The following is an 11,694-nucleotide window of genomic DNA, read 5'->3' as shown; positions in this document are numbered from 1 at the left end:
GTAAGGCACAGGACTTTGACTCCTGCATTCGCTGGTTCGAATCCAGCTAGCCCAGCTTAACCTGGACAGGCAGGGATAAATTTCAAAATGATACGGGCGTGTAGCTCAGGTGGTAGAGCACTTGACTTTTAATCAAGTTGTCCGGGGTTCGAATCCCCGCACGCTCATCGGAACAAGCATTATGCTTGTTCTATTTTTTGCCAAAGAATCTGGCAGAATACAATTATATAAATGCGGGTGTGGCGGAATTGGCAGACGCGCTAGACTTAGGATCTAGTGGGCGACCGTGCAGGTTCAAGTCCTGTCACCCGCATAAAAAAGGCGTTAAGTTCTGATATACAGGGCTTAACGCTTTTTTATGCTTCTATTTTCTTGATTATTCCACGGCACTGCCCTTAACATATCTGACAGCCGCCAGTACAATTCCAATAAAGATAAAAACAGCAGCAGTCCCAAAATAGATGACCGGATAATGCTCTGACAATCGCCATGACTGATTCGTACCCACAAGCTCATCTACTTTAAAGTTCGTATACTTTTCACCAATATAAAATGTCAGAACAAAAAGACCGGCCATCATCCACACATTTGCATGTGCCAGCGTCCGGATCAGTACAAGAATTCCTAAGACGGCCAGCCAGAATATGCTGATGGGTGCCCCGAAACCGGATACCCAGTATACTGGATCAGATAAATACAGATTGGAAACCATCTCGATCAGATACAGGTATGGAATGGTCAGGATACAGATGGCAGCATAGAGAAGCAGCAGCCGGTACTTTTCTCCGTTTATCAATATCTGCAGCAGCAGACAGGCGAAGATGCATCCGCCGATGGCGATCAGGGACCAGGTGAATGCACGGTCTAATGCATAATTTGTAATGAGGCAGACGATAACTGCGATTCCGAAAGGGACTGCCAGGTAAATACTCCATAACTTTCTCTTTTTGCTCATAAAATACTCTCTTTTCTTAGAATGGTTTTAAAATTTGGAAGAGCCAGATTTTGTCCTGCGGTATGCAAATTTCGGTACGCCGTCCTCCATAGCCACGCTGACTTCACCCTGAATGAGCGGTTTCGCATAGGTAATGAATTCGTCACTGACATCTGTCCCGTCTTTTATAATCCACTCATCGGGAACAGTTTTTTCTTTATTACAAATGATGTCTACATCTGCAGTGGTATATCCGATGGTATATGGCTCGTCCTTTTCTCTTTTAAATGCAATCATCTTGCCGGTCTCGCCTTCGATGGCACATTTCACACCGTAAGCACCGGAGGCGATGGCCTCTTTCTGGTCTGTCTTCGATAACATGGATGAAGAGCAGCGCTGGCAGACATTCAATTCGATGGAACGGACTTTCACACCGAGCCGTTCTTTCACCAGATTTTCAAGATATTTGCCGGAACCGGTCAGCATCTTATGGCCGAATGCATCTACACCAACATCACTTGCCAGCTCACAGATAAATGTGCCGTTCTTATCATGGATGCCCTCGGAAATACATACAACGAGATTCGGTGTCTTTTCCATAGACTTGCGGACCTTGCTGATGAATACGTCCTGATTGAAATCAGATTCCGGGAGATAGACTAATACAGGGTTGTCTCCCTCGAATTTCCGTGCGAGCACACTGGCAGCGGCCAGCCAGCCCGCATGGCGTCCCATGATTTCCACGATGGTGACAGACTTCTTATTATCATAAACAGACGCGTCAATTGAAATCTCGCGGACTGTCGATGCAATATATTTCGCCGCGCTCCCAAATCCCGGGGTATGGTCTGTTTCCACGAGGTCATTGTCGATAGTTTTTGGAATTCCAATCACCCGGATATCGCTGGAAACTTTTCTGGCATAACGTGAGAGTTTGCTGACAGTATCCATAGAATCATTCCCGCCGATATAGAAAAAGTAACCGATATCCAGCGCCTCGAATTTTTCAAATAATTGGACATAAACGCTGTCGTTCAGATCTTCCGGCAGTTTATAGCGGCAGGAACCTAAATAAGATCCCGGTGTATTTTTAACCAGCTCCAGTTCACCGGATATCTCAAGCGGCTTCATATCCATATAATGATCCGAAAGAAAGCCTTCGATCCCGTTGATCATTCCGTATACAGTTCCAAAAGTATCCTCTCTGTTCAGTGCTTCGTACACAACGCCGTAAAGACTGGCGTTAATCACGGCAGTTGGTCCGCCGGATTGTCCTACAATCACATTTTTCTTCATAATCTACCCTCCAGATGTTTATAGAATCAATATCATTTAAGTTAACTATAAGGGATAAAAGGACTTTTTACAATATGAAGAAAAGTCCTTTTTCTTGAAAAGTAGTTGGAAATTTGTGAAATGTGCAGTATAATTGCTTTATCTTAGTAAAGAGGAGCTTAATTATGAAATATATATCTTTTGCGATTCCATGCTACAATTCAGAAGCATACATGGAAAAAGCAATTCAGTCTATTCTAAAAGGCGGGGAGGATGTGGAGATTATCGTCGTGAATGACGGTTCCACAGACAAGACGAAGAAGATAGCCAAGCGGTATGCGGAACAGTACCCTACAATCGTGAAGGTAGTAAATAAGGAAAATGGAGGCCACGGTGATGCGGTTAACAGCGGCCTCGCGCATGCGGCAGGACGATATTTTAAGGTGGTTGACAGTGACGACTGGGTGGATGAGACTGCACTGATGGAGATACTCGATGCGGTAAAGACATTTGTGCAGACAGATACGACAGTGGACATGATTATATCCAACTATGTGTATGAGAAAGTGGGCATGGAACATAAGAAAGTGATAAATTACAGAAATGTACTTCCGCAGAACCAGATTTTCCACTGGGACGATATCGGGCATTTCCGTCTTGACCAGTATATCCTGATGCATTCCGTGATTTACCGGACAGAGATGTTGAAGCTCTGCCAGCTGCGGCTTCCGAAGCATACATTCTATGTGGACAACATTTATGTATACTATCCTCTGCCGCATGTGCGGACGATGTACTATATGGACGTGGATTTCTACCGTTATTTCATCGGGCGCGAAGACCAGTCCGTCAATGAAAAGATTATGATCAGCCGGATTGACCAGCAGATATTCGTGACGAAGAGTATGATCGCTATGTACGAATTAAGAATGATTTCCAGTAAGAAGCTGAGAAAGTATATGGTCAATTATCTTGCGATTATGATGACAGTTTCTTCGATCCTCTGTATCCGTTCCAAGAAGAAGGAGAATCTGGAGAAGAAAAAGGAATTGTGGCAGTATCTGAAGAAGAAGGATTACGGGGCTTATATGAAGATACGCTACGGAATTCTGGGACAAACTATCAACCTCCCCGGAAAAACCGGCCGAAAAGTATCTTCTCTGGCTTACAATGTGGCAAGAAGGCTCATTGGATTCAACTAGATGTATAGAAGCCGGCCCAGAAGGAGCATGGGAATATTCAGGGCACCTTACGCATGTACGCGGGGTGTCCTTTTTGTATGAAATTTAAATAACTGGTGCCTGAGAAGGTATATTTTACCGCCGCTGGTACATACTACTATTAAAAAAGGAGTGTGTATTATGGCTGTTAATTTTTCTGAGAGTAAAACAAAAGAAAATCTGATGAGAGCATTTGCGGGTGAGAGCCAGGCAAGAAACCGCTATACGATTGCTGCCGAAAAGGCAAGGGACCAGAAGATGTATACAATTGAGGACATTTTCCTTTACACGGCTGAGCAGGAGAGGGCCCATGCAGAGAGATACTATGAACTTCTGAAGGATTTATCCGGAGAGACCATCTTTATTGACGGCGGCTATCCGGTTGACCAGCAGGAGACGCTGGCAGAACTTCTGCGTGCTGCGGAGCACAATGAAAAAGAAGAGTATGAAGATGTATACCAGAAATTCGGGGATATTGCAAAAGAAGAGGGATTTCTTGAGGCTGCATCTGCTTTTTACCAGACTGCGGAAATCGAGCATGTACATCAGGTCCGTTTTGGGGAAGTGGCAAAGCTGCTTGAGGAAAACCAGTATTTTGCCTGTGATCAGGAATCTAAGTGGATCTGTACGAACTGCGGATATATCCATGAAGGGAAACAGGCTCCAAAGGTGTGCCCGGTCTGCCGTCACGATCAGGGATATTTTCTGCCTTATGCATTTGCGGCATATAAGGGAGAAGGCAGATAGTTTTCTTCCGGTTGAAGGAAGTGGCAGGCAAAAGATCATGTTGTATGGAAAACAATAAGTGATGGGAGTGCTTTTATGAGCCAGAAGGTGGAAAATCTGCTGAATCTTGCATTGGATGCTACGGAAGAAGAAAGAATGAAATCGCTGGAACTGGAGGTTGGATTCAACCCGATTGACCGGGAATGGGACCTGATCATTAAATACTCAGGCACTCTTGATGCTGTCCGTGAACTGGCTTCAGGCGTAACAGAACTGTCTAATGAATATGCGGTTATTACTGTCAGGGAATCTCTTATTAATTCTCTGGCAGTTATACCACAGATTGAATTTATAGAAAAACCAAAGCGGCTTTTTTTTGAGGCTGCCAATGGAAAGAGAGTTTCCTGCATAGGTCCTGTGCAGCAAACTCCTTTTTCTTTACTGGGAAAAGGTGTTTTGACAGCTATTGTTGACAGCGGGATAGATTATGCCAGCAATGATTTCAGGAATGCGGACGGAACAACAAGAATACGTGCCTTATGGGATCAGACAATCCCGGGAAATCCGCCGGAGGGGTATTACATAGGAACAGAATATACGGAGGAACAGATTAATGAGGCCCTCAGACAGACGGACCGTGCCGGGCGTGAGCGGATCGTGCCAAGCCGGGATATTTCCGGACATGGGACTGCTGTCGCCGGGGTCGCGGCTGGAAATGGGGCGGGAAGCCCGGGACGGCAGTATGCCGGCGTGGCGCCGGAGAGTGAACTTCTGGTCGTGAAACTTGGCAGCCCCAGACAGGATGGATTTCCGAGGACAACGGAGCTGATGCAGGGGGTCGATTATGTGATCAGGAAAGCTCTGGAATATCAAATGCCTGTGGCGGTGAACATCAGCTTTGGAAACACGTACGGTTCACATGATGGGATGTCTCTGCTGGAACGATTTCTGGATGATATATCAAATTACTGGAAAAGCGTGATCTGTGTGGGAAGCGGAAACGAAGGAACAAGCGCAGGGCATACTTCGGGCATACTGACAGAGAATGTGGAGGAGGAAGTGCAGCTGGGAGTTCAAATGAATGAGCCGACGGTAAATGTACAGATCTGGAAATCTTATGTGGATCAGGTTGATGTCTCACTGGTCAGTCCGTCTGGTATACGCGTCGGGCCGATTCAGGAAATACTCGGCCCCCAGAGATTTGTACTGGGAGGCACGGAGATTCTGCTCTACTATGGCGAACCGAGCCCTTACAGTGTGCGCCAGGAGATTTTTATCGACTTCCTGCCAAGACAGTCCTATATAGACAGCGGTGTGTGGCGGATTATACTAACGCCGAGGAGAATTGTTACGGGAGAATTTGAGATGTGGCTTCCAAGCCAGAGCGCGTTGAATATCGGTACCGCCTTTCTGTTTCCGCGGAGTGATACAACACTCACCATCCCTTCTACAGCTTCCCGGGTGATCACTGTGGGAGCGTACAATGCACTAACCTTCGGATATGCTGATTTTTCAGGCAGGGGCCCGGCCAGAGTGTATGAGGGAATATCCTCATCCAAACCCGATATTGCAGCACCCGGAGTACGGGTAACAACCGTAGCAGCAGGAGGCGGATATGCAGAATTCAGCGGCACCTCATTTGCCACACCGTTTGTGACAGGGAGTGCCGCACTTCTGATGGAGTGGGGGATCGTGAATGGGAATGACCCGTATCTGTACGGGGAGAAGGTCAAGGCTTATATGCGAAGGGGGGCAAAGGAACTCCCGGGATTTACGGAATGGCCGAACAACCAGCTGGGGTGGGGGGCACTGTGTGTGCGGGATAGTCTGCCGGTTTGATAAGCTGCTTAAAAAAGGTACAGAGAACAGCAGAAGAAAAATGATATAAGCAAGGGGGCAGGTCATGGATATCAATCCATTATGACCTGCCCTTTTTCGTTGCTTTGATGTATAATAGAATTACGAAAAAGATTCAGGCAATAGGAGCGCTGTTGTGGAAAAGGTGAAAACAACGGCTTTGTGAACCAGAAAATGAGGAAGAAGAAAGGAACAGCTATGTTTAAATTAAGTACACTATGTTACATCGAGAAGGATCATCAATATCTGATGCTGCATAGAACCGTGAAGAAGAATGATGTCAATAAGGATAAGTGGATCGGGGTGGGCGGTCATTTTGAGGAAAAGGAAAGTCCCGAGGAATGTCTATTAAGGGAAGTCCGTGAGGAGACCGGCTATACACTGACCTCTTACAAGTACCGTGGTATTGTGACCTTTGTATATGGGGACGATGTTGTGGAATACATGTCCCTGTATACGGCGGACGGGTTCACGGGGGAGCCCGTTTTATGTGATGAAGGAGAGCTGGAATGGGTGGACAAGGATGCCGTGTTAGACTTGAATATATGGGAAGGTGACAAGATATTTTTCCGTCTGCTGAATGAGGGCCGGGAGTTCTTTTCACTGAAACTGGTCTACGACAAAGCCGACACGCTCCTCTATGCGGCTCTGGACGGCAGGCCGATGGAATTAAAGTAAGGATATGTCAGCACAGCACCAGATTTGCATTCAATGCCCGGACTCTTTCCTGAAGTTCCGGGTCAAGCTCTTTATTGGTCAGGATATAGTCAAAATCAGTAAATTCGGTGAACTTGACCAGTCCGCCGTCGGTAAATTTCGTGTGGTCCGCCATGAGAAATGACTGGCGGCTCTGCATGCACAGTGTACGCTTGAGGGCTGCATCCATTTCTTCGGAGGTAGTCATGCCCATACTTGTGGAGCAGTACAGGGTGCCGATAAAGCTCTTATCCGCCCGGTAGCGCCGGAAAAATTCGACGGTCGAAATATCCAGGCTTCCCCCGATCTGCTCCCGGTACGTTCCGGGGGCAACGATCAGCTTCACCTTTTTATTCGTGCTGAGCTGCTGGATCGCTGCCAGAGAGTTTGTAATCAGAGTGGCATGGACGTCCGGAAAATATTTGATGATCTGTATGGCGGTGGTGCCCGAATCGAGGAATATACTGTCCCCTTCTTTTATAAAACCGGCGGCCGCTTTGCCGATCGCCTGCTTATACTGCATCAGCTTTTCGCTTCGTGTGGGAAAATCAGGGATGGTGCTTCTGTCTTTACAGAGGCGGGCTCCTCCGTAGTGGGTTTCCAGAATTCCCTGACGGGCAAAGAAGTGAAGGTCACGCCTGATTGTCATCGGTGAGACTAAGAATTCTCCCGCCAGGGCATGGACGGAAACTTCTCCGTACTCCTCCAGTTTTTGAAGGATCTGCTGGCGGCGGCCAATACCGTCAAGTGTATTTTCTGTTCGTTCTGGTTGTTTCTGATGATTCATGGCACAAAATCTCCTCTGTTATTAATAAAATAAAACATAAAAGAACATTAAAAAATGTGTTTGTATGTGCTATTATAAATGTATCAAACATGGATTGCAAGGAAAGAGGTAAAATAGTATGAAATATGATGTGGTTGTTTTTGACGTAGACGGTACATTGATTAACACAGAGGAGACGATACTGCTTTCACTGCAGCATATGCTGCTTCGGATGACAGGACATCTGTATCCATTCGAAAAACTGTATTTTGCGCTTGGCATTACCGGGGCTGAGGCGCTGCGCTGGCTCGAACTGCCTGAGCCGGACAAGGCAATGGAAATGTGGCTGGCCTATATGGGGAGATACGAATATCTTCAGAAGCCATTTGACGGAATCGATGAAATCGTGCAGTGGCTAAATGCGGCCGGGGTCCGCCTTGGAATCGTAACTTCACGTACAAAACCGGAATTCCAAAAGAGTACAGCCCAGTACAATTTTATAAAATATTTCGATACAGTAGTCAATGCGGATGACACAGTGAAGCATAAACCGGAGCCAGAGCCAATGTTGTGTTTACTGGAAAAAATGGCGGCAGAGCCATCAAAGGTTCTCTATATAGGTGACTCTGTGTATGACATGGAATGTGCCCGGAAAGCCGGTGTGGACGGGGCACTTGCATTGTGGGGGGCACACTTTCCAGAGCAGATTCATGCGGTACATAAAATTGCAAATATTATGGATATAAAAAGTTTATTTATTTAGACAATCAGGCTTGATTATTTTTTAACAAACGATTATTATAAAGGCAGGTGATAAATTTTCTGAAAAAGGAGATGTTGTAAAATGGGTGTTTTTGATGGAAAAGTTGCTATCATTACCGGTGGGGGAAAAGCAAAATCAATCGGTTACGGTATCGCAACTGCTTATGCAAAAGAAGGTGCAAGTCTTGTCCTGACTGGGCGGAACGAGCAGAAGCTACTGGATGCAAAGGAAGAACTCGAACGCCTCTACGGTGTGAAAGTACTGGCAGCACAGGCTGACGTCACTCCGGATGATGAGTCGGAAGAAACGGTAAAAAATGTGATTAAGAAGACAATCGAGGAATTTGGGCGGATTGATATCCTGATTAACAACGCTCAGGCTTCTGCATCCGGGATTCCGCTTTCCATGCAGACGAAGGATCACTTTGACCTCGGTATTTATTCAGGACTCTATGCGACTTTCTATTATATGAGGGCATGCTACCCGTATTTAAAGGAATCACAAGGGACTGTTATCAACTTTGCATCCGGGGCAGGATTGTTCGGTAACGCGGGACAGTCTTCTTATGCAGCGGCAAAGGAAGGGATTCGCGGACTTTCCCGTGTCGCGGCAACAGAGTGGGGCAAGGATAATATCAACGTGAATGTTGTATGCCCGCTTGCACTAACTGCACAGCTTGAAAACTTTAAAGAATCCTATCCGGAGGCATATGAGAAGAATCTAAAGGCAGTGCCGATGGGGCGTTTCGGAGACACGGAACTGGATATCGGGAGGGTTTGTGTACATCTTGGTTCTCCTGACTTCAAATATATGTCCGGTGAGACAATTACTCTGGAAGGCGGGCTGGGGCTCCGTCCATAGAAAATAGTTTCAGAATTAAAGAATAAAGAAAATGAAAAAAAGTATTGCAAAATTTATGCATTTGTGTTTATACTGAAGGTACGACATTAAGAAACAGACTTCATTGGGAATTTGAAGGTTCTATGTGACTGACGGAAAAGTGGAGCATACCACGTGGGAGCATAGAATGTGAACGCCGACCGTCTGGGCAGCTCATTATTGAGTTGCCCTTTTTTGTGTTCATGGGCACCAACTAATGGGCAAATACTAAAATCTGTAATTTGAACGGAGGAGATGTCATGGAACAGAAGAACTTTGAGCAATGGAAAGGTTTTATAGCGGGGGATTGGCAGAAAGAGATTAATGTAAGGGATTTTATCCAGAAGAATGTAACATCCTATGAAGGAACAGATGAGTTTCTTGAGGCAAAGACTGAACGTACGGCCAGACTGATGGACAGACTGAATAGTCTGCTGAAGCTGGAACAGGATTTCGGCGGTGTGCTGGATATTGATACACAGTCGGTGTCATCTTTGACGGCGTACCAGCCGGGGTATTTGGATAGGGAGGATGAGCTTATCGTAGGGCTTCAGACGAACCGTCCCCTGAAAAGGGGGGTGAATCCTTTTGGCGGGATCAATATGGCGCGGAAAGCGTGCAAGGCGTATGGCTATGAGCTTTCCGACAAGATCGAGCAGGAATTCCAGTACCGCACGACACATAATGACGGTGTGTTCCGCGTATATACGGAAGAGATGAGGAAGGTCAGACACGCAGGGATTCTGACGGGACTTCCGGATGCATACGGCCGGGGACGGATCATCGGCGATTACCGCCGTGTTGCCTTATATGGTGTGGATATACTGATCGAAGAAAAACTGAGAGATAAGAAGGAAATCGGAGAAGGTGATTTTGATGTGGAGTCCATCCGTTTGTCCGAAGAACTGTTCCAGCAGATTAACTTTTTGAATAAGATGAAAGAGATGGCCAATATGTACGGCTACGATATTTCAGACCCCGCATCCGATGCACGTGAGGCAATCCAGTGGACATACTTTGCATATCTTGCATCCATTAAGGAACAGAATGGTGCGGCGATGTCGCTTGGAAGAACGAGCACCTTTCTGGATATTTATATCCAGAGGGATATGGAAGCAGGAGTACTGGACGAGGTACATGCACAGGAGCTGATTGATGACTTTGTTATGAAGCTGCGTATGGCAAGACATCTGCGGACACCGGAGTATAACGAACTGTTCGGCGGTGACCCGATGTGGATTACAGAGTCGATCGGCGGAATGGATGAACAGGGGCGCACGCTTGTCACAAAGAACAGCTTCCGTTTCCTGAATACACTGTATAACCTGGGACCGGCGCCGGAGCCGAACCTGACTGTACTCTGGTCTGAGAAACTTCCTCAGGGATTCAAAGATTTCTGTGCGAAAGCGTCGATTGATACGGATGCAATTCAGTATGAAAACGATGACCTGATGAGGCCAGTATACGGGGATGATTACGGCATCGCATGCTGTGTTTCTGCCATGAAGATTGGCAAGCAGATGCAGTTTTTCGGGGCCAGATGTAATCTGCCGAAGCTTCTGCTCCTTGCACTTAACGGCGGTTATGATACATTTTCCAAATCCCCGGCAGGCCCGGAAATGCCTGTCTATGAGGGCGACGTGCTGGATTATGACGAGGTCATGGGCCGGCTGGAAAAATACAGGGAATGGATATGCAGGTTATATATCAATACCCTGAATGTGATCCATTACATGCATGATAAGTATGCATACGAGAAGACACAGATGGCACTGCATGATACCGAGGTGGAACGCTTTATGGCCTGCGGTGTGGCAGGGCTGTCAGTACTGACAGATTCACTGAGCGCGATTAAGTATGCACAGGTAAAACCGGTCCGGGATGAAAAGGGATATATTGTAGATTTTGAGACCAAGGGAGAGTTTCCGACTTATGGGAACGACGATGACAGGGCGGATGATATAGCAAAGCAGATTCTGGCAGATATGTCTAAAGAACTGAAGAAGACAAAGACATACAGAAACGCGGTCCATACGCTTTCAGTACTGACCATTACCTCAAATGTCATGTATGGAAAGAAGACAGGGGCCACGCCGGACGGGCGTAAGGCAAAGGAACCATTTGCCCCCGGAGCGAATCCGATGCATAACAGAGAGAAAAACGGTGCGCTGGCGTCTTTGAATTCTGTTGCGAAGCTTTCTTATGATGACTGCAGGGACGGGATTTCCAATACCTTTTCCATTACCCCGGACACACTTGGAAAGACAGAAAAAGAGCGGCAGGAGAATCTGGTACATATACTGGACGGGTATTTTAAGCAGCTGGCACATCACATCAACGTAAATGTGATGAACCGGGAAATGCTGGTGGAGGCATATGAGAATCCGGCAAAGTATCCGAATCTGACGATCCGTGTTTCAGGATATGCGGTTAATTTCCATAAATTGTCGAGGGAACAGCAGAAAGAAGTGATCATGCGTACCTTCCACGAAGCAATGTAGAACGAAAAGCAGGGGCCTGTGAAAGGTTTCCTGCTTTTTTGGTGATGTCGTGCCGGAACCAGCTGACGCGGGGCTGT

The 11,694-nt window shown here is 46.6% G+C and carries 10 protein-coding genes, 2 tRNA genes and 1 riboswitch; of the genes, 9 read left to right on the top strand and 3 right to left on the bottom strand.

Features of this window, described 5'->3' with window-relative positions; translation table 11 throughout:
- The first annotated feature begins 94 nt into the window (after nucleotides 1-94).
- Together ABIN22_RS14900 and ABIN22_RS14895 are read left to right on the top strand one after the other, a co-directional pair.
- Nucleotides 95-167, top strand: a tRNA-Lys gene (locus ABIN22_RS14900).
- A 66-nt stretch (nucleotides 168-233) separates the two neighbouring features.
- Nucleotides 234-313: transfer RNA gene (locus tag ABIN22_RS14895), tRNA-Leu, on the top strand.
- Between the two features lie 63 nt (nucleotides 314-376).
- Here ABIN22_RS14895 and ABIN22_RS14890 read toward each other — a convergent pair.
- Both ABIN22_RS14890 and ABIN22_RS14885 read right to left on the bottom strand, forming a co-directional pair.
- Nucleotides 377-955, bottom strand: a complete 579-nt coding sequence (locus ABIN22_RS14890) for a hypothetical protein (RefSeq protein WP_346909643.1) — start codon at nucleotides 953-955, stop codon at nucleotides 377-379.
- A gap of 27 nt (nucleotides 956-982) precedes the next feature.
- Nucleotides 983-2,230 (bottom strand): 6-phosphofructokinase, encoded by a 1,248-nt coding sequence (locus tag ABIN22_RS14885; RefSeq protein WP_346909641.1) that lies wholly within the window; start codon nucleotides 2,228-2,230, stop codon nucleotides 983-985.
- A gap of 164 nt (nucleotides 2,231-2,394) precedes the next feature.
- On the opposite strand from ABIN22_RS14885, the gene ABIN22_RS14880 reads away from it, so the two are divergent.
- From ABIN22_RS14880 to ABIN22_RS14865, 4 genes are all read left to right on the top strand, one after another.
- Nucleotides 2,395-3,411 carry a glycosyltransferase family 2 protein gene (locus tag ABIN22_RS14880; RefSeq protein ID WP_118622752.1) on the top strand — a complete coding sequence of 339 codons (1,017 nt, stop codon included), beginning with the start codon at nucleotides 2,395-2,397 and terminating at the stop codon, nucleotides 3,409-3,411.
- A 159-nt stretch (nucleotides 3,412-3,570) separates the two neighbouring features.
- Nucleotides 3,571-4,176: a rubrerythrin gene (gene rbr / locus ABIN22_RS14875; protein ID WP_118622754.1), complete on the top strand. Its 606-nt coding sequence runs from the start codon at nucleotides 3,571-3,573 to the stop codon at nucleotides 4,174-4,176.
- 75 nt (nucleotides 4,177-4,251) lie between these two features.
- The gene (locus tag ABIN22_RS14870; RefSeq protein ID WP_109732380.1) at nucleotides 4,252-5,994 is read left to right on the top strand and encodes a S8 family peptidase; all 1,743 of its coding nucleotides are present in this window, start codon (nucleotides 4,252-4,254) and stop codon (nucleotides 5,992-5,994) included.
- Between the two features lie 216 nt (nucleotides 5,995-6,210).
- A complete protein-coding gene (locus ABIN22_RS14865) occupies nucleotides 6,211-6,690 on the top strand; it encodes an NUDIX hydrolase (protein WP_346909655.1) in 480 nt (159 codons plus the stop codon).
- Nucleotides 6,691-6,697: 7 nt separating this feature from the next.
- Here ABIN22_RS14865 and ABIN22_RS14860 read toward each other — a convergent pair whose 3' ends face one another.
- Nucleotides 6,698-7,495, bottom strand: coding sequence for a DeoR/GlpR family DNA-binding transcription regulator (locus ABIN22_RS14860; protein WP_346909638.1), 798 nt, complete (start codon nucleotides 7,493-7,495; stop codon nucleotides 6,698-6,700).
- 118 nt (nucleotides 7,496-7,613) lie between these two features.
- Here ABIN22_RS14860 and ABIN22_RS14855 point away from each other — a divergent pair, with 118 nt between their 5' ends.
- The 3 genes from ABIN22_RS14855 to pflB all read left to right on the top strand — a co-directional run bounded on the left by ABIN22_RS14855 (nucleotide 7,614) and on the right by pflB (nucleotide 11,617).
- On the top strand, nucleotides 7,614-8,237 hold the full coding sequence (locus ABIN22_RS14855) for an HAD family hydrolase (protein WP_346909636.1): 624 nt from the start codon (nucleotides 7,614-7,616) through the stop codon (nucleotides 8,235-8,237).
- Nucleotides 8,238-8,318: 81 nt separating this feature from the next.
- On the top strand, nucleotides 8,319-9,098 hold the full coding sequence (locus ABIN22_RS14850) for an SDR family NAD(P)-dependent oxidoreductase (protein ID WP_109732383.1): 780 nt from the start codon (nucleotides 8,319-8,321) through the stop codon (nucleotides 9,096-9,098).
- 114 nt (nucleotides 9,099-9,212) lie between these two features.
- Nucleotides 9,213-9,294: riboswitch (ZMP/ZTP riboswitch) on the top strand.
- Between the two features lie 82 nt (nucleotides 9,295-9,376).
- Nucleotides 9,377-11,617: a formate C-acetyltransferase gene (gene pflB / locus ABIN22_RS14845; RefSeq protein ID WP_346909633.1), complete on the top strand. Its 2,241-nt coding sequence runs from the start codon at nucleotides 9,377-9,379 to the stop codon at nucleotides 11,615-11,617.
- Nucleotides 11,618-11,694: the final 77 nt, after the last annotated feature.

Origin of the sequence: Faecalicatena orotica, from assembly GCF_905197545.1 — a bacterium.
GTDB lineage: Bacteria > Bacillota > Clostridia > Lachnospirales > Lachnospiraceae > Faecalicatena_A > Faecalicatena_A orotica.
The sequence above is the reverse complement of the archived record's forward strand: the minus strand, read 5'-3'. Positions and strand labels throughout refer to the sequence as shown.